Raw genomic sequence first — 16817 nt, 5'->3', positions numbered from 1 at the left:
AGTGGAGGAACACCATGGCGCTCAGCGATTTTCCGCGGTACCCGCTGCTGTTCGGCCCCAGTCCGCTGCATCCGCTGGAGCGGTTGTCGGCGTACCTCGGCGGCGCGCAGATCTGGGCGAAGCGCGAGGACTGCAACTCGGGGCTCGCGTACGGCGGGAACAAGACGCGCAAGCTGGAGTACCTGATCCCGGACGCGCTCGCGCAGGGCGCCGACACGCTCGTGTCGATCGGCGGCTACCAGTCGAACCACACCCGCCAGGTCGCCGCCGTCGCCGCGAAGGCCGGGCTGAAGGCCGTGCTGGTACAGGAGAACTGGGTCGACTGGCCGGACGCGCTCAACGACCGGGTCGGCAACATCCTGCTCAGCCGGATCATGGGCGCCGAGGTACGGCTCGACCCGGCCGGGTTCGGGATCGGCTTCAAGGACAGCTGGAAGCAGGCGCTCGCGGACGTCGAGGCGCGCGGCGGTACGCCGTACGCGATCCCGGCCGGCGCCTCCGACCACCCGCTCGGCGGGCTCGGGTTCGCGAACTGGGCGGACGAGGTCGAGCAGCAGGAACGCGAGCTCGGGATCTTCTTCGACACGATCGTGGTCTGCTCCGTCACCGGCTCCACCCACGCCGGCATGATCGCCGGATTCGCCGGCCAGGACCGCCCGCGCCGGGTGATCGGCATCGACGCGAGCGCCAAACTCCAGGAGACCCGCGACCAGGTCGAACGGATCGCCCGCAACACCGCCCGCCTGATCGACCTCGGCCGCGACCTGCGCGCCGACGAGATCACCGTCCTGGAGGGCTGGGCCGGCGACGAGTACGGCGTACCGGTGCAGTCCACCCTCGACGCGATCCGCCTCACCGGCCAGCTCGAGGGCATGATCATCGACCCGGTCTACGAAGGAAAGTCGATGGCGGGCCTGATCGACCTCATCCGCACCAACGAGATCCCCAGGACCTCCACCGTGCTGTACGCCCATCTGGGCGGCCAGCCCGCCCTGAACGCGTACAGCAGCCTCTTCACCCGGACGCAGCGGATCGCCGACTGATCACCAGCCGCCGGCGAAGAACCCTTCGAGGCCGGGTAGCGGGTGGGCCGCCGTGGTCGTGTTCGCCACCACGACGACGGCAAGCGCCAGCGAAAGCACGGGCACGAATACGCCGTACCCGGCCAGCACTCGCCTCGTACGCCCCTCGGCCTTGATGAACCAGCGCCACAGCAGGACAGCCAGTACGACGAGGCCGGCGATGACGATCGCGCCCTCGACAGCCATCACAGCGTGGAACAACACGTAGTCGCCGGTGATCACATCGAGAGGCGGCGACTGCTGCCCAGCGGCCAGCTGCTGCCTGATCTGCCCGAGTGTGTCATCCAGTGGACCGGCCGGGGCGCCGAACAGCATCGGCAACAGCGAGCCGAACGGCGCCGCCGTCCCATGGATGTTCGCCATCACCGCCGCGAGCGACACCACCGCCAGCGCGGTCGACAGAACACCGCCCGCCGCAAGCCCCGCCGCCCGAAGACCACGGGCCCGCAGGAACGCCCGCCAAACCATCACCCCGAGTACGACGAGCGCAACGAGCAACGCCCCGGCGAGCACGCCCTTCGCGATGTGATACCGGAACCAGTAGTCGACCACCCGCTGCATCCCCGGCTCGAAACTGCGCTCGCCAGAACCCCAGTACGTGACGAACTCTCCGCGGAAGGTACCGGCGAGCCCCCGCTCACTCCTCAGATCGGCCGTCGCCCCGTTGCCGGCCAGCATGCCCGGAGCCACGACGAACGCCACGATGAGCGCCGCTGCAAGCACAGAAAACCTCTTCATGCGCACAACCTAGGCGAACCGATCCCCTGCGAACCATGACGCCGAGGCGACCCCGAAGGTAGCGCCGGCGATACCCCGGACTCAGCCGATGCCGGGGCCGACGAGGGTGCCGACGAAGTAGGTGAGTCCGGCGGCGGCGGCGCCGAGGAGGAGCTGGCGGAGGCCGGAGTACCACCAGGAGCGGCTGGTGACCCGGGAAACCACCGCGCCGCAGACGAACAGGGCGGTGAGGGCGAGGATCAGGGACGGGACGACGTTGCCGGCGCCCAGCAGGTACGGCGCCAGTGGGACGAAAGCGCCGACGGCGAAGCAGATGAAGGACGACGCGGCGGCGATCACCGGATTCGGGAGGTCGGACGGGTCGATGCCGAGTTCTTCGCGGACGTGTTCCTCGAGGGCCTGGTCGGGGTTCGCGTGGAACTGCTTGGCGACCTTGCCGGCCAGGTCCGGGTCGAGGCCCTTCGCGCGGTAGGTCTCGGCGAGCTCGATCTCCTCGTCGATCGGGTGTTTCCTGATCTCGGAGCGTTCGACCTCGATCTCGGCGTGCGCGAGCTCGCGCTGGGACGCGACCGAGGTGTACTCCCCGGCAGCCATCGAGAACGCACCGGCGGCGAGGCCCGCGAGGCCGGCCAGCACGATGAACTTCGAGCCCGAGCTGGTACCGCCGTCCATGCCGGCGATCAGCGCGAAGTTCGAGACCAGCCCGTCCATCGCGCCGAACACCGCGGGCCGCAGCCAGCCGCCGGTCACATCACGGTGGGTGTGGTCCCCGTGATGCTCCGACGACACCTGCGGAAAGTCGTTCACTTCAGTCTGGGCCCGGTGTGATGAGTAGGGCCAGGCGTTTCCGGCTGCGTCTCACCGGCCGGCTCCACCGAGGCGGAACCGTCCTTCTCGGCGGCGGCAGGTGCTTGGTCAGCACCCTCGTCCGCGCCGTCCGCCGCGCCGTCGGCGTCGACGGTCGGGCTGCCGGCGGCGGGGCCGGTGGTGATGCTTTCCTGGCCGGGGCGTTTGCGGGCGCTGATGACGAAGGCGATGACGGACAGCACGAACATGATCAGGGCCGTCCACACGTTCAGGCGGAGGCCGAAGATGTGGTTGACGGTGTCGATGCGCAGGTTCTCGATCCAGGCGCGGCCCGCGGTGTACGCGGCGGCGTACAGGAAGAAGGCACGGCCGTGGCCGAGCTTGAAGCGGCGGTCGACGAGCAGGACGAGCGCGACCACGCCGAGGTTCCAGATCGCCTCGTACAGGAACGTCGGGTGGAACGTGGCGAAGTCGGCGTACCCCGGCGGCCGGTGCTCCGGGGAGATCTCCAGGCCCCACGGCTTCGTGGTCGGGCGGCCGAACAGCTCCTGGTTGAAGTAGTTGCCGAACCGGCCGAAGATCTGCGCCAGCGCGATCCCGGGCGCCATCGCGTCCGCGACCGCCAGGAACGGCACCTTGGCCCGCCGGCAGGCGATCCAGGCGCCGAGCGCGCCGAACCCGACCGCACCCCAGATGCCGAGCCCGCCGTGCCAGATCTTCAGCGCGTCGATCGGGTGCCTGCCAGGACCGAAGTACAGCTCGGCGTCGGTGATCACGTGGTAGATCCGGGCGCCGACCAGGCCGAACGGGATCGCCCAGAACATGATGTCGGCGAGCACCGGTGCGGAGCCGCCACGGGCGACCCAGCGCCGGCGGCCGAGCCAGTACCCGGCGAAGATGCCGGCCAGGATGCACAGCGCGTACGCGCGGACCGGCAGGCCGAGAAGGTGCCAGACGCCCTGGCTCGGGCTGGGGATGAACGCCGGAACCGTCACGGCAAGACTCAGACTAGACATGGCAAGTGGGAACGCTACTCGACCCGTCAGGGCACTGCCAGAAACGCACGGTCACGATGGGGCCTCAGAGTGCGTCGACGGCCTTTTGCAGGCCCTCGGCGGTCAGTTGGTCGGTCGGGAGCTGTTTGCCGTTCAGGTACACGGTCGGCGTACCGGTCACGCCGCGGTCGTCGGCGGCCTTGCCGACCGACTCGAGCCAGCCCGCGTACGTGTTGTCCTGCAGGGCCTGCTGGTACTTCGCGTCGCCGACGCCGAGCTGCTTGCCGAGCTCGACCAGCTGGTCGGTGGTCCAGGACTTCGTGAAGTCGCCGTACAGCTGGTCCGCGAAGCCCAGCGCCTTGCCGTTGGCGGCGGCTGCGGCGAACGCGTTCGCCAGCCGCGGGGAGGCGCTCGGGTTGACGAACTGCAGCGGCCAGTACGTGAGCGTCGCCGTACCGTCCGCGACCAGCTTGTCGACGGTCGCGCCGCTCTCCTTCTCGAAGTCCGCGCAGTGCGGGCAGCGGAAGTCGAGGTACAGGTCGATGTTCACCTTCGCGCCGGCCTTGCCGACCGTGACGCCCTTGCCGGACGTCCCCGGGCCGGTGATGACCGCCGGCTCGGGCCGACCGGTCGACGTCACCTCGACCTTGGAGTGGCCGCGGAAGTACTGCACGCCGACGCCGGCGGCGAGCGCCAGTACCAGGATGACGCCGACGACGATCCCGGGTGAGATCCGGCGCTTCGGCTGCTGCGCCAGCGGATTCCCGGGGAAGTTGGCATTGCTCACGACGCGGTGGCTCCTTGTGGTCCTGTGTGCGGGTCTTGTACGACAGCGAACTTACTGGCCGGGTACAACCACAGCCAGCCGGCCAGCACCAGCAGGCCGGCGTCCCGCAGGATCTCCTGCAGGTACTTCGTTTCTCCCGGCGCGACCTGCCCGCCGCCGCCGAAGCAGCCGCAGTCGATCGACAGCCCACGCGCCCAGGCCGACGACACCGCGACCACGAACACCACGAGGAACACCCCGGCGGCGGCCGCGGACGCCCGGACCCCGAAGCCGACGATCAGCAGCAGCCCGATCGCGATCTCCAGGAACGGCATCCCCCAGCCGACCGGCTGCACCAGCGACGACGGCAGCAGCTCGTACGCCCGGACCGCCTGCGCGGCCGTCTCCGGGTCGGTGACCTTCATCGCACCGGCGACCAGCATCACGCCGCCGAGCAGCAACCGCGCCCCCAGCGAGACCCACCCGAACCAGCCCCGCCGCTTCACTGGTTGTCCTCGACCAGCTTCCCGAAGTCGTGCGCCAGGTCGCCGATCGCGGCGTTCGACAGCCAGATCACGTTCGCCTTGTCGTTCTTCCCGAAGCCGATCACCTGCGCTCCGTGACCGACCTCGTACCCGCCCGACGGCAGCTTCTGCATGCCCTCGACCGGTACGCCGACCGCCTTCGCGATGTCCTTGATCGACGTCAGTGAACCGGTCAGCCCGACGAACGACGGGTCGAAGCGGTCCAGGTACTTGCGGATCACCGGCCCGGTGTCGCGTGCCGGGTCGGTGGTGATGAACAGCATCTGGATCTGGTCCTGCACCGGCTTGTCCAGCTTGGTGAGCGCGGACGCCACGTCGGCCATCACGGTCGGGCACACGTCCGGGCAGTTCGTGTACCCGAAGAACACCAGCGTGACCGGCTTCTTCGTCGACGTGACCAGGTTGAACGGGTCACCGTTGGTGTCGGTCAAGGTGGCCGCGGGCATCGAGTACGGACGGTCCAGCGTGGCGCCGCGCAACCCGTTGGGATCCTGGCTGCTGCGGATGATCGCCCCGCCGGGGTTGTCCGCCTTCTGCTGATTGCCACCGCACCCCGCGAGGGCGAGCAGGGCCACCGCCGCCAAGAGCAGGGCAGCGTTCCTGGTTCGACTCACGGCTGTATCAACGACCGGCGGACGTACGAGGTTCCCGGCGGACGCCCGCGGAAAGGTCCTCCGCAAGCGCACGCACCGCAGCCGCGCCGCCGTCGCCGAGAGCCCGGACCAGTGCCGCGCCGACGATCGCCGCGTCCGCGAACGCGGTCACGCCGGCCGCCTGATCACCGTTGGAGATCCCGAGGCCGACACCGACCGGCAGCCCGGTCGCCGCGTGCACCCGGGCCACCAACGGCGCCGCCAGCTCCGACGGCTTGTCCCGCGCGCCGGTGACCCCCATCACGGCGGTCGCGTACACGAACCCGCGGCAGGCCGCGGTGGTCATCGCGATCCGCTCGTCGGTCGACGACGGCGAGACGAGGAACACCTTGTCCAGGTCGTGCTTGTCCGCGGCCGCGATCCACTCCGCACCCTCGTCCGGGATCAGGTCGGGCGTGATCAGCCCCGCTCCCCCGGCGCCGGCGAAGTCCGCGGCGAAGCGGTCCACGCCGTACCGCTCGATCGGGTTCCAGTACGTCATCACGAGCACCGGTACGTCGGCGTACGCCGCGAGCTTCTCGACCGTGCTGAGCACGTCGCGGGTGCGCAGACCGCCGGCGAGCGCGATCTCGGTGGCCCGCTGGATCGTGACACCGTCCATCACCGGATCGCTGTACGGCAGGCCGAGCTCGATCACGTCGGCGCCGCCGTCGACGAGCGCCTTCAGCCCGTCGAGTGCGCCGTCGTACGTCGGGTACCCGGCCGGCAGGTATCCGATGAAGGCTCCGCGGCCGGCCTCGTTCGCCGTCCGGATCGCGGCTCCGGCCTTGCCCAGGGCAACGTCGCTCATTCCCCGGATCCCTTCTCGCCCAGCCCGAACCAGGTCGCGGCCGTGTCCATGTCCTTGTCGCCACGTCCCGAGAGGTTCACCAGGATGGTTGCCTCCGGCCCCAGTTCCTTGGCGATGCCGAGCGCGCCCGAGACCGCGTGCGCGGACTCGATCGCCGGGATGATGCCTTCGGTCCGGGACAGCAGCTTGAACGCGTCCATCGCCTCCGCGTCGGTGATCGGCCGGTACGTCGCCCGCCCGGTCTCGGCCAGCCACGCGTGCTCCGGGCCGACGCCCGGGTAGTCCAGCCCGGCGGAGATCGAGTGCGACTCGATCGTCTGCCCGTCCTCGTCCTGCAGCAGGAACGACCGCGCACCGTGCAGTACGCCGACCTGCCCGGCGGTGATCGTGGCCGCGTGCCGGCCGGTCTCGAACCCGTCGCCGCCCGGCTCGATGCCGTACAGCTTCACGTCCTCGTCCGGGATGAACGCGGTGAACAGGCCGATCGCGTTCGACCCGCCGCCGACCGACGCGACCGCGGCGTCCGGCAGCTTCCCGGTCAGCGCCAGGATCTGCTCCCGGGCCTCGTCGCCGATGCCACGGACGAAGTCCCGGACCATCGCCGGGAACGGGTGCGAACCGGCCGCCGTACCGAGGATGTAGTGCGTCTTGTCCACGCTGGCGACCCAGTCGCGGAGCGCCTCGTTGATGGCGTCCTTGAGCGTCCGGCTGCCGGTCTTGACCGAGATCACCTCGGCGCCGAGCAGCCGCATCCGGGCCACGTTCAGCGACTGGCGCTCGGTGTCGACCTCGCCCATGTAGACCACGCACTCGAGGCCGAGGTAGGCGCACGCGGTCGCGGTCGCGACACCGTGCTGGCCGGCGCCGGTCTCGGCGATCACCCGCGGCTTGCCCATCCGCTTGGTCAGCAGCGCCTGGCCGATCGCGTTCCGGATCTTGTGCGCGCCGGTGTGGTTCAGGTCCTCGCGCTTCAGCAGGATCCGCGCGCCGGCCACGTCCGACAGCCGGGTCGCGTCGTACAGCAGGCTCGGGGCGCCGATGTAGTCGCGCAGCATCCGCTCGAACTCACCGGTGAACTCCGGGTCGGCCATGGCTTCCCGCCACGCCTGGGTGAGCTCGTCGAGCGGCGCGATCAGCGCCTCCGGCATGAACCTGCCGCCGAAACGGCCGAAGTGCCCGAACTGGTCGGGCAGCACAGTACTCATCCGACAAAACCTTCCAACCCGGCCCGAACGGCGCGGGACAGTTACGGCCCCGCACCGTTTGGACCGGGCGGGAGTTCTAGTGCCGCTGCTGGATGGCGGGGTGCGATCCGGCGGCGACGAGGTCGGCGACCGAGGCGCGGGGATCGCGGCCGGTCACCAGGGTTTCACCGACGAGGACGACATCGGCCCCGGCGCGCGCGAACTCGATTACATCATGCGGGCCACGGACCCCGGACTCGGCCACCCGGACCAGCTCGGTCGGGATCGTCGGCGCCACCCGGGCGAAGGTGTCCCGGTCGACCTCGAGAGTCTTCAGGTTCCGGTTGTTGACGCCGATGAGCTGGGCGCCGGCGTCCACCGCACGCCGCGTCTCCTCCTCGTCGTGCACCTCGACCAGCGGGCACAGGCCGATCGAGTGCGCACGCTCGATCAGCGAGACCAGGGCCTCCTGCTCCAGCGCCGCCGCGATCAGCAGGATCATGTCCGCGCCGGCCGCCCGGGCCTCCCAGAGCTGATACGACGAGACCACGAAGTCCTTGCGCAGCACCGGCACGTCCACCCGGCCGCGGACCGCACGCAGGTCGTCCAGGCTGCCGTTGAACCGGCGCTCTTCGGTCAGCACCGAAATCGCCGCGGCACCACCCAGCTCATACTCCCCGGCCAGTGCGGCCGGGTCGGTGATCTCGGCCAGCTCGCCCTTGGACGGGCTGGACCGCTTCACCTCGGCGATCACCGCGATCCCGTCGCCGCGGAACACCGGCATCGGGTCCTTGGCGTCGGGCTTCCGCTGGGCCTCCAGCTTCAGGTCGTCCAGGCTGACCCGCGCCTGGCGCTCCGCGAGGTCCTCCCGGACCCCGGCGAGGATGTCGTCAAGCACAGTCATGTCCGTCCGCCCTTCAGAGGTGGCCGTCGGTCGGAACCCCGAAGCCCAGCAACTGCAGCACCTTGCCGGCCAGGGCACCGAGCACCGCGATGCCGACGGAGATCCAGAACAGCACCCAGTTCGGCCCGAGCACCATCGCGATGGCGCCGACCGTGAACGCGACCAGCACGACCGCCACGGCCGTCCACGCCGCGGGGCTGTTGCCGTGCAGATCGTGCGGAGCCTCCTCCTCGATCCGGTCGACCCCTTGATTCGCCACCGTGTTGTCCATAGTTGGCGCCACTCCTCCTCGTCGTCCTGTCCTATTGTGGCGGTAGCCCTCCGCGATCAGAGAGTCGGGTCCTCCCCGGCGTCGATCGCCTTCCACTGATCGGCCGGTGCGGCGGCCGGATCACGCTCGTACCGCTCGGTCGGCCGCCGCCATCGCTGCGCCGTCAGTACGGCGATCAACCCGGCCGCGGCCAGCGCAACCCCGCCCGCCAGAGCGAACCACGGCGCCGGCCCCAGGGACTGCCGGACCTGGTCGGTGACCGCCTCGCTCAACTCGGGCCGCAACCTGCTCAGCTCGGGGCCGTCCGGGCGGACGCCCAGGGAAACGGCGACCGCCGCCACCCCGAGGAGCGCGACCAGACCGCCCAGTACTCGCCGCAGGACGGTACCTGCGAGCTTGGTGACGACGATCGCGACCACCCCCGCCAGCGCGAGCGTGACCGGTGCCTTGGTGATCGTGTACCCGGTGAAGACCACAGCTTTGCGCCCGTTCCCCGGGTCGGCGGACACCCAGGTGAGGTACGCCGACAGACCGAGCAGGGCGAGCGCCGCGACGGCGAGCAGGTCGACGATCCGCTGGAATCTCATACTTCCCTCATATGTCACTGAACGTTCCCGCGACCGCGATCGCGTTCAGTACGGCGGCCGCCTTGGTCCGGCACTCCGCGTCCTCGGCGGCCGGGTCCGAGTCCGCGACGATCCCGGCACCGGCCTGCACGTACGCCGTCCCGCCGCGCAGCACCGCGGTCCGGATCGCGATCGCGGTGTCGGCGTCGCCGGCGAAGTCCAGGTAGCCGACCACGCCGCCGTAGACCCCGCGCCGGGTGATCTCGAGCTTGTCGATGATCTCCATCGCCCGTGGCTTGGGTGCTCCGGACAACGTTCCGGCGGGGAACGCGGCGGTGAGCGCGTCGAAGGCCGTCATGCCGGCCTTGAGCTGCCCGGTCACCGTCGATTCGAGGTGCATCACGTGGCTGTACCGCCGGACGTCCATGAAGTCCACGACCTCGACGGTCCCGGGCGCGCAGACCCGGCCGACGTCGTTGCGGCCGAGGTCGACGAGCATCAGGTGCTCGGCGCGCTCCTTCGCGTCCGCGCGCAGCTCCTCCTCCAGCGCGTGGTCCTCCTCCGGCGTCGCGCCGCGGCGGCGGGTGCCGGCGATCGGATGCAGGATCACCTTGTTCTCGGTGACCTTGACCAGGGCCTCCGGGCTGGAGCCGACGATGTCGAAGCCGTCCAGGCGGACCAGGTACATGTACGGGCTCGGGTTCGACCGGCGGAGCACCCGGTAGATGTCCAGCGCGGACGCCGTGCTCGGCAGCTCGAACCGCTGCGAGACGACGATCTGGAACGCCTCGCCCGCGCGGATCTCCTCCTTGGCGTGCTCGACGGCCTGCCGGTACTCCGCGCTCGAACGCTGCCGGTGCGGGTCCGGCTCGGCCTGCCGGTCGGCGCGCACGACGTACGACGGGGTCGGCCGGGCCAGGTCCCGCTCCATCGCGTCCAGCCGCCGGACGGCGTCCGCGTACGCCTCGTCGACACGGTCGTCGGAGTCGTCCCAGTTGACCGCGTTCGCGATCAGCCAGATCTCGCCGGTCTCGTGGTCGAGGGCGGCCAGGTCGGTCGCGAACAGGAACGTCAGCTCGGGCAGCCCGAGGTCGTCGGTCGTTGTGTCCGGCAACCGCTCCAGCCGGCGGACGGCGTCGTACCCGAGGAAGCCGACCATGCCGCCGGTCAGCGGCGGCAGGTCCGGGAGCCGCGGGGTGTGCAGGATCTCCACCGTCTCGCGGAGCGCCCGCAGCGGGTCGCCGGTCTGCGGCAGGCCGACCGGCGGGTTGCCGGTCCAGACGGCCTCGCCGTTCCGCTCGGTCAGCGTCGCGGCCGAGCGGACGCCGATGAACGAGTACCGCGACCAGACGCCGCCGTTCTCAGCGGACTCCAGCAGGAAGGTGCCCTCACGCTCGGCGGCCAGCTTGCCGTACACCCCGATCGGGGTCTCGGCGTCGGCCAGCAGCCGGCGGGTGACCGGGATGACCCGGCGGTCCTTCGCGTACTCGCGGAACGTCTCCAGCTCCGGAACCGACGTCACGCCGCCACCTCGATCTCACCGTGCTCGAAGCAGCTGCGAGTACCGGTGTGGCAGGCCGGGCCTTCCTGGTCGACGAGCACGAGCAGGGTGTCCGCGTCGCAGTCGACGAGGATCTGCTTGACGAACTGACGGTGGCCGCTGGTTTCGCCCTTCACCCAGTACTGCTGCCGGCTGCGGGACCAGAACGTGCTGCGCCCGGTCTCCGCGGTACGGCGTACCGCCTCGGCGTTCATCCAGCCGACCATCAGGACCTCGCGCGTGTCGTACTGCTGCACCACCGCCGGGATCAGCCCGGCCGCGTCGAAGGTCAACTCGTCGATGTTCACCCGTCCATTGTCGCTGATCACAAGTCGGGGCCTGACAACGGTGTGCGCCGACGAACTCCGGTGCGCAAACAGCTGACAAGATGACCCTCATGACGACGAGTGAGGCACGGGTTCAGGCGATGCTGGCGGACCATCCGGTGATCGACGGGCACAACGATCTGCCGATCGCGTTCTACGAGTTGTGCGGGTACGATCTGGACGCGCACGACCTCGCCGGGTCCGTACCGCAGCTGAACACGGACCTGCCGCGGCTGCGGACCGGGCACGTCGGCGGGCAGTTCTGGTCGCTGTGGGTGCCGCAGGACGAGCACGCCGTACGGCGGACCTTCGAGCAGCTGGACTTCGTCCGGCGGCTGGTCGAGCGGTTCCCCGACGACCTGCAGCTCGCGGACACCGCCGACGACGTTGAGGCCGCGATCAAGGCCGGCCGGGTCGCGTCGCTGATGGGGATGGAGGGCGGCCACTCGATCGGTGAGTCGCTCGGCGTACTGCGGGTGATGCGGGCGCTCGGCGTCCGGTACATGACGCTGACGCACAACGACAACGTGTCCTGGGCGGACTCGGCGACCGACGAGCCGGTGCTCGGCGGGATGAACGAGTTCGGCGAGCAGGTGGTCCGGGAGATGAACCGGATCGGCATGCTGGTCGACCTCTCGCACGTGTCCGCCGACACCATGCGGCACGCGCTCCGGGTGACCAACGCACCGGCGATCTTCAGCCACTCGTCGGCCCGCGCGGTCTGCGACGTACCGCGGAACGCGCCCGACGACGTGCTGGAGACGCTGGCCGGCAACGACGGCGTCTGCATGGTGACCTTCGTCCCCATGTTCGTGTCCGCGGCGTATGCCGAGTGGGTCGACGAGGCACAGCCCAAGGCGAAGGAGGCCGGCCTGCAGCTGTACAGCCCGGAGCACCGGGAGCAGATCGAGGAGCTGGTCGGCCGGCCGCGGCCGCAGGCCACGTTGGCGGACGTGGTCGCGCACGTCGAGCATGTCCGGGAAGTCGCCGGGATCGACCACATCGGGGTCGGCGGCGACTACGACGGCTGCCCGGACTTCCCGGTCGAGCTGCCGGACGTCGCGTCGTACCCGGTGCTGTTCACGGCGCTGGCCGACCGCGGCTGGAGCGACGAGGACCTCGGAAAGCTTGCCGGCGGCAACATCCTGCGCGTGCTGCGGGCCGCGGACGACGTCGCGGCCGGCTAGGCCTCGCGGTACTGGGCGCGGATCTCCTCCAGCGGCTCGAGTCCCGCGGCCTGGTACGTCGCGACCGCGCCGACGTTGGTGGCCGGCGTGACCGTGTAGATGCTGGACGAGCCCAGCTCCTGCAGTGCCCGCGCACAGGCGAGGACCATCGCGGTGCCGTACCCGCGGCCGCGATGCAGGCTGTGGACGCCCATCGGCTCGATGTAGCCCGGGCGTCCCGCCCCGGCCGACCACACGGTCGCGGCCGCCACCGATTCACCGATGTCGTTGCGCAGCACCAGGCACCGCGCGTCGGCGTACGGCAGGCCGTCGGACATCGCGAACCAGCGCTCGTTCGTGAACGTGGACCCGGTGAACGACGCCCGCTGGACGGCGGTCCGCTCGTGCGCCTCCTCCGCGCCGATCACGTCGACCCGGGCGCCCGGGTCCGGCACCGGGCCGGTCAGGTCACGGCAGACCGGGACCCACGGGGCGTCCGCGTTCCAGCCGTCCTTGAACAGCAGGTCCTGGACCAGCGCGCCCATCGGCGTCTCGACGTACACCTTGCCCTCGATCAGCACACCGGTCGCCGGGTCCGCGACGTCCGCCGCGATCCGCTCCGCGAGCTCCTCGTCGCGCTGCGCGTCCGGCGCGATCGCCATCCGCACCCAGTCCGGCTCGTCCAGCATCCCGACCGCGACGATCTCCCCGTCCCGCCGCCAGACCCGGGTCGCCGCCGCCGTCCGCTCGCCCCCGAACCGCCAGAACCACCCCAGATCCCCCGGATGCAACTGCAGCGGCACGTCCTCCCGCGTCCACTCCCGCAGCACCGCCACCACGTCACCCAGCTCATCGGTCCCCGCAGTACTCAACTCGATCGCCATACCCCGATCCCACACCATCCCCGGCTCCTCCGCACCCCACTTTGAGCTCCCACCAACCACTCCACCCCGACCTTGAGCACCCGCCAACCAAACTCGTCGGCCAGATTCGGTTGGCCGGTGCCCAAAGAGGGTTTTCCACAGGTTCGGATCGCCGGGGGTGCGGTCGGGCGGGGTGGGGGGCAGGGTTGGGGGATGGATCGGCTTGGGTACGGCGTGCGCGAGCGGCTGCTGGTGGTCGCGCGGACTCCGCAGCGGCGGGCGGCGCTCCGCGAGGTCGGGCTGGGGGATGCCGACCTTCGTCGGCTCGTCCGGCGCGGAGCACTGCGACACCATCACGGCCATTACGTCGACGGACGTCTCGACGAGCAGGTCGCGGTGATCGCCTGTGCCCAGGCCGCCTACCCGGGATCGGTTGTGAGCCACTTCAGCGCCGCCCGCCTGGCCGGCATCCCCGTGTGGACCGACCGCGGGAGCTCGGCCCCGATCGACGCCACCTGGCTGACCCGGCCGCCGGAGGCCCCGCGCAATCAACGCCGCCCGGACATCGTCGTACGGCGTGCGGGTCTGACGGTTGCCGACCTGTCACATCACGGGTGGCTGCCCGTCACCAGCGTGGCCCGGAGCGTCGTCGACCTCACGCGGGAGCTGCCGCTGCATGAGTCGATCGTCACAGTCGACGCCGCACTGCGGAGTGGGACGACGACGGCGGACCTGCGCGCGGTGGCCGAACACCAGCAGCACTGGCCCGGCAGCCGGAGAGCGCTGTCGGCCATCGCGTTCGGCGACTCCGCGTCGGAGTCACCCCTGGAGTCGATCGCCCGGGCCAGGTTCGCCGCGGGCGGTCTGCCTCCGCCGATCCTGCAGGTTCAGTTCTTCGACGGCTTCGGCTGGATGCCCGAGAGGGTGGACTTCTGGTGGCCCTGGTTCCGTACCGTCGGGGAGGCCGACGGGCTGGCGAAGTACGAGGCGAGCAGCCCGCAGGAACGCCGGCGGCTGCTGCGCAGGAGCCATCGTCGTGACCAGCGGCTCAGCGACCGCGGCGTCGAGCTGGTCCACTTCGGCTGGGAGGACGTCGTCGATCCACGGTCGGACCTCATCGCACGCTTTCGAGCGGCCTTCGCGCGCGGCGACTCCCGCACCGCCGAGCCGCCCGTCTGGCGCGCGGCACCACCCCCACACGCCGACGCCGCGTGACCTTGGGCCCGGGTCAACCGTTCTCGGGATCCGCTGATGACTGGTGGGTGCCCAAGGTGAGGGTTTGTCGATCGGGGGAAGGGGCACGGGGCGGGGGCTATGACAACCGACGGATGGAGTGGGCTGTGCTGACCCTGACAGAGAACGCGACGCTGGTGATCAAGAGCATCACCGGGGTCGAGGGCGCGCCGGCGGGGGCCGGGGTGCGGATCTCGCAGGAGAACCCGGCGGATCCGGCGCTCGCGGTGACCACGACCGAGGCTCCGCAGCCGGGAGACCAGGTCGTCGAGGAGGCGGGTGCCCGGGTCTTCCTCGAGCAGAACGCCGCGAACGCGCTCGACGACAAGATCCTGGACGCCGCTGTGGACGACAAGGGTGGTGTCGAGTTCCTGCTGGTCCCGCAGCCGGGGCCCAGCAACGCTGCGGCGCCGACCGCCTGATCCCGTACCGAAGAACGGGCAGTACTGACCGTCCTCGCCCGTCGGCAGCTCACGCTGAGCGTGACCACGGCTCCCGGCGGGGAGGACTGCCCGTTCTTCGGTACCTCACACCGCGTTGCGCTGCGCGACCCAGCTGTCGTGCAGCCGCGCATAGACCCCGCCCGCCGCAACCAGCTCGGCGTGCGGACCACGTTCCACGACAGCACCCTCGTCGAACACCAGGACCTCGTCCGCGGCCTCGGCCGTCGACAACCGGTGCGCGATCGTGACCGACGTACGGCCGGCCATCAGCCGCTCGAGCGCCGCGTTCACCCGGACCTCGGTCCCGGGGTCGACCGCCGAGGTCGCCTCGTCGAGCACCAGCAGATCCGGGTCTGCGATGTTCGCGCGGACCAGCGCGACCAGTTGCCGCTCGCCCGCGGACAGCGACTCGCCGCGCTGACCGACCGGCGAGTCGAGCCCGTCCGGCAGCGACTCCAGCCAGTCCGTCAGCCCGAGGGACCCGAACGCGGTGAGCAGCTCCGCGTCCGTCACCTCCGGCCGCCCGAACCGCACGTTGTCGGCCAGCGACGCGTCGAACAGGTACCCGTCCTGCGGCACCATCACGACCCGCTCCCGCAGCGAGTCGAAGGAGATCTTCCGGGCGTCCACCCCGTCCAGCCGGACCTCCCCGGAGGTCGGGTCCATCAGCCGGGTGAGCAGCTTCGCGAACGTCGTCTTGCCCGACCCCGTCTCGCCCACGACCGCGACCCGGCGCCGCGGCTCGATCCGGACGTCGACGTCCCGCAGCACCAGCTCGCCCTCCGGGTACGCGAAGTCGACGTCGTCGAACTCCACCGTGATCGGCCCGCGGGCCTGCCGCACGCCGTCCTCGCCCGGGTCCGCGACGTCGGCGGGCGTGGCGATCACGCCGAGCACCCGCCGCCAGCCGGCGAACGCGCTCTGCGCGTCGGTCAGCACCTGCGTCGCGATCTGCACCGGGTCCGAGAACAGCGCCACCAGGAACATGAACGCGAGCAGCTCGCCCAGCGTCGCCTGCTTGTCCACGCCGAGCAGTACGCCGACCGTGAGGACGCCGGCGTTCGCCAGCCCCGCGGCCAGACCGCCGATCGAGAACGTCACGCCGGTGATCGTCTGCGCCCGGGTCGCGGTCTTCCGGTAGTCCTCGATCGAGGCGTCGATCCGGTCCTGGGTGCGCTGCTCGATCGCGTACGAGCGGACCACCTGCGCGCCGACCACCGGCTCCGCGATCGCGGACAGCATCTCGCCGACCTTCGCCCGAACCACGCCGTACGCCGCCGACATCGCGCGCTGCAGGTACTTCAGGCTGCCGAACAGCGGGACGAAGCAGACCAGCACCACCAGCGCGAGCTGCCACGAGTAGAAGAACATCACGATCGTCGCGAGGAACATCTGCCCGATGCTGACCAGGAAGATGAACCCGCCGAACTGCAGGAACTGCGACACCGTGTCGACGTCCGACGTCACCCGGCTGACCAGCGCGCCGCGGCGCTCGGTGCTCTGGGTCAGCACCGGCAGGTCGTGCACGTGCCGGAACGCCTTGATCCGCATCGTCGCCAACCCGGACTCCGAGTTGACCGCCAGCCGCACGGTGGTCAGGTACGACGCGCCCGCGGTGAGGATCACGCCGAGCGCACACACCAGGCACATCCAGGCGACGTAGGACATGTTCGGACCCTTCGGCCCGGACAGCCCCTTGTCGATGGTCTGCTGGACAGCGATCGGTACGACGATCCGCCCGGCTGTCATCGTCAGCGCGAGAATCCCGGTCAGCCACCACCCCCGCGCCAGCTCCGGCGAAACCTTCAGGCCGTCCTTCAGAGTCTGCAGACCACCGGCGTTGTCACCATGGTCCAACCGACTCGCTTCAGCCGCGCTCATCCACGTCCTCGCTTCGCTCCGGGCGTGGATGAGCGCGTGTCGCTGCTGTGCTCACCGGTGAACT

At 70.5% G+C, this 16817-nt stretch carries 19 protein-coding genes; 4 read left to right on the top strand and 15 right to left on the bottom strand.

Annotated features, from left to right (window positions below):
* Nucleotides 1–14 precede the first annotated feature (14 nt).
* A complete protein-coding gene (locus JOF29_RS40835; protein ID WP_209699648.1) occupies nucleotides 15–1043 on the top strand; it encodes a 1-aminocyclopropane-1-carboxylate deaminase in 1029 nt (342 codons plus the stop codon).
* Here JOF29_RS40835 and JOF29_RS40830 read toward each other — a convergent pair whose 3' ends face one another.
* From JOF29_RS40830 to hisI, 13 genes are all read right to left on the bottom strand, one after another.
* Nucleotides 1044–1820 (bottom strand): hypothetical protein, encoded by a 777-nt coding sequence (locus JOF29_RS40830; protein WP_209699647.1) that lies wholly within the window; start codon nucleotides 1818–1820, stop codon nucleotides 1044–1046.
* Between the two features lie 81 nt (nucleotides 1821–1901).
* Nucleotides 1902–2627 (bottom strand): VIT1/CCC1 transporter family protein, encoded by a 726-nt coding sequence (locus JOF29_RS40825; protein WP_307863955.1) that lies wholly within the window; start codon nucleotides 2625–2627, stop codon nucleotides 1902–1904.
* On the bottom strand, nucleotides 2624–3643 hold the full coding sequence (gene lgt / locus JOF29_RS40820) for a prolipoprotein diacylglyceryl transferase (RefSeq protein ID WP_209699646.1): 1020 nt from the start codon (nucleotides 3641–3643) through the stop codon (nucleotides 2624–2626). The genes JOF29_RS40825 and lgt overlap by 4 nt, the downstream gene beginning before the upstream one ends.
* Nucleotides 3644–3707: 64 nt before the next feature.
* Nucleotides 3708–4409: a DsbA family protein gene (locus JOF29_RS40815; protein ID WP_209699645.1), complete on the bottom strand. Its 702-nt coding sequence runs from the start codon at nucleotides 4407–4409 to the stop codon at nucleotides 3708–3710.
* Nucleotides 4406–4894 carry a MauE/DoxX family redox-associated membrane protein gene (locus JOF29_RS40810; protein ID WP_307863954.1) on the bottom strand — a complete coding sequence of 163 codons (489 nt, stop codon included), beginning with the start codon at nucleotides 4892–4894 and terminating at the stop codon, nucleotides 4406–4408. Before JOF29_RS40810 ends, JOF29_RS40815 begins: the two co-directional genes overlap by 4 nt.
* Nucleotides 4891–5547, bottom strand: coding sequence for an SCO family protein (locus JOF29_RS40805; RefSeq protein ID WP_307863953.1), 657 nt, complete (start codon nucleotides 5545–5547; stop codon nucleotides 4891–4893). The genes JOF29_RS40810 and JOF29_RS40805 overlap by 4 nt, the downstream gene beginning before the upstream one ends.
* A gap of 7 nt (nucleotides 5548–5554) precedes the next feature.
* On the bottom strand, nucleotides 5555–6376 hold the full coding sequence (trpA, locus tag JOF29_RS40800; RefSeq protein ID WP_209699644.1) for a tryptophan synthase subunit alpha: 822 nt from the start codon (nucleotides 6374–6376) through the stop codon (nucleotides 5555–5557).
* Nucleotides 6373–7581: a tryptophan synthase subunit beta gene (gene trpB, locus JOF29_RS40795; protein WP_209699643.1), complete on the bottom strand. Its 1209-nt coding sequence runs from the start codon at nucleotides 7579–7581 to the stop codon at nucleotides 6373–6375. Before trpB ends, trpA begins: the two co-directional genes overlap by 4 nt.
* Before the next feature lie 76 nt (nucleotides 7582–7657).
* Complete coding sequence (trpC, locus tag JOF29_RS40790) at nucleotides 7658–8464, bottom strand: indole-3-glycerol phosphate synthase TrpC (protein ID WP_209699642.1); 807 nt, start codon at nucleotides 8462–8464, stop codon at nucleotides 7658–7660.
* Nucleotides 8465–8477: 13 nt separating this feature from the next.
* Entirely contained in the window at nucleotides 8478–8735 is a 258-nt protein-coding gene (locus tag JOF29_RS40785) for an HGxxPAAW family protein (RefSeq protein WP_245359903.1), read from the bottom strand.
* A gap of 56 nt (nucleotides 8736–8791) precedes the next feature.
* Nucleotides 8792–9322: a Trp biosynthesis-associated membrane protein gene (locus JOF29_RS40780; RefSeq protein WP_209699640.1), complete on the bottom strand. Its 531-nt coding sequence runs from the start codon at nucleotides 9320–9322 to the stop codon at nucleotides 8792–8794.
* A 7-nt stretch (nucleotides 9323–9329) separates the two neighbouring features.
* On the bottom strand, nucleotides 9330–10823 hold the full coding sequence (locus tag JOF29_RS40775) for an anthranilate synthase component I (RefSeq protein ID WP_209699639.1): 1494 nt from the start codon (nucleotides 10821–10823) through the stop codon (nucleotides 9330–9332).
* A complete protein-coding gene (hisI, locus tag JOF29_RS40770) occupies nucleotides 10820–11149 on the bottom strand; it encodes a phosphoribosyl-AMP cyclohydrolase (protein WP_209699638.1) in 330 nt (109 codons plus the stop codon). Before hisI ends, JOF29_RS40775 begins: the two co-directional genes overlap by 4 nt.
* 89 nt (nucleotides 11150–11238) lie before the next feature.
* On the opposite strand from hisI, the gene JOF29_RS40765 reads away from it, so the two are divergent.
* Nucleotides 11239–12354: a dipeptidase gene (locus JOF29_RS40765; protein WP_209699637.1), complete on the top strand. Its 1116-nt coding sequence runs from the start codon at nucleotides 11239–11241 to the stop codon at nucleotides 12352–12354.
* Here the strand turns inward: JOF29_RS40765 and JOF29_RS40760 are convergent.
* Nucleotides 12351–13217 carry a GNAT family N-acetyltransferase gene (locus JOF29_RS40760; RefSeq protein ID WP_209699636.1) on the bottom strand — a complete coding sequence of 289 codons (867 nt, stop codon included), beginning with the start codon at nucleotides 13215–13217 and terminating at the stop codon, nucleotides 12351–12353. The two genes, JOF29_RS40765 and JOF29_RS40760, sit on opposite strands and share 4 nt — an antisense overlap.
* Nucleotides 13218–13409: 192 nt before the next feature.
* Here JOF29_RS40760 and JOF29_RS40755 point away from each other — a divergent pair, with 192 nt between their 5' ends.
* Together JOF29_RS40755 and JOF29_RS40750 are read left to right on the top strand one after the other, a co-directional pair.
* A complete protein-coding gene (locus tag JOF29_RS40755) occupies nucleotides 13410–14411 on the top strand; it encodes a hypothetical protein (protein WP_209699635.1) in 1002 nt (333 codons plus the stop codon).
* Between the two features lie 125 nt (nucleotides 14412–14536).
* Nucleotides 14537–14851 carry a Fe-S cluster assembly protein HesB gene (locus JOF29_RS40750; RefSeq protein WP_209699634.1) on the top strand — a complete coding sequence of 105 codons (315 nt, stop codon included), beginning with the start codon at nucleotides 14537–14539 and terminating at the stop codon, nucleotides 14849–14851.
* 105 nt (nucleotides 14852–14956) lie between these two features.
* On the opposite strand, the gene JOF29_RS40745 is transcribed toward JOF29_RS40750, so the two are convergent.
* Nucleotides 14957–16753 carry an ABC transporter ATP-binding protein gene (locus JOF29_RS40745; protein ID WP_209699633.1) on the bottom strand — a complete coding sequence of 599 codons (1797 nt, stop codon included), beginning with the start codon at nucleotides 16751–16753 and terminating at the stop codon, nucleotides 14957–14959.
* Nucleotides 16754–16817 lie beyond the last annotated feature (64 nt).

Source organism: Kribbella aluminosa, from assembly GCF_017876295.1.
GTDB lineage: Bacteria > Actinomycetota > Actinomycetes > Propionibacteriales > Kribbellaceae > Kribbella > Kribbella aluminosa.
This window is presented reverse-complemented; position numbering and strand designations above follow the sequence as displayed.

Excerpts from the sequence above, each read along its gene's own strand:
- JOF29_RS40780 (WP_209699640.1), bottom strand. The coding sequence starts at position 9,322 with ATGAGATTCCAGCGGATCGTCGACCTGCTCGCCGTCGCGGCGCTCGCC.
- JOF29_RS40760 (WP_209699636.1), bottom strand. The coding sequence starts at position 13,217 with ATGGCGATCGAGTTGAGTACTGCGGGGACCGATGAGCTGGGTGACGTG.
- trpA (WP_209699644.1), bottom strand. The coding sequence starts at position 6,376 with ATGAGCGACGTTGCCCTGGGCAAGGCCGGAGCCGCGATCCGGACGGCG.
- lgt (WP_209699646.1), bottom strand. The coding sequence starts at position 3,643 with ATGTCTAGTCTGAGTCTTGCCGTGACGGTTCCGGCGTTCATCCCCAGC.
- trpB (WP_209699643.1), bottom strand. The coding sequence starts at position 7,581 with ATGAGTACTGTGCTGCCCGACCAGTTCGGGCACTTCGGCCGTTTCGGC.
- JOF29_RS40745 (WP_209699633.1), bottom strand. The coding sequence starts at position 16,753 with ATGAGCGCGGCTGAAGCGAGTCGGTTGGACCATGGTGACAACGCCGGT.
- JOF29_RS40755 (WP_209699635.1), top strand. The coding sequence starts at position 13,410 with ATGGATCGGCTTGGGTACGGCGTGCGCGAGCGGCTGCTGGTGGTCGCG.
- trpC (WP_209699642.1), bottom strand. The coding sequence starts at position 8,464 with ATGACTGTGCTTGACGACATCCTCGCCGGGGTCCGGGAGGACCTCGCG.
- JOF29_RS40835 (WP_209699648.1), top strand. The coding sequence starts at position 15 with ATGGCGCTCAGCGATTTTCCGCGGTACCCGCTGCTGTTCGGCCCCAGT.
- JOF29_RS40785 (WP_245359903.1), bottom strand. The coding sequence starts at position 8,735 with ATGGACAACACGGTGGCGAATCAAGGGGTCGACCGGATCGAGGAGGAG.
- JOF29_RS40830 (WP_209699647.1), bottom strand. The coding sequence starts at position 1,820 with ATGAAGAGGTTTTCTGTGCTTGCAGCGGCGCTCATCGTGGCGTTCGTC.
- JOF29_RS40765 (WP_209699637.1), top strand. The coding sequence starts at position 11,239 with ATGACGACGAGTGAGGCACGGGTTCAGGCGATGCTGGCGGACCATCCG.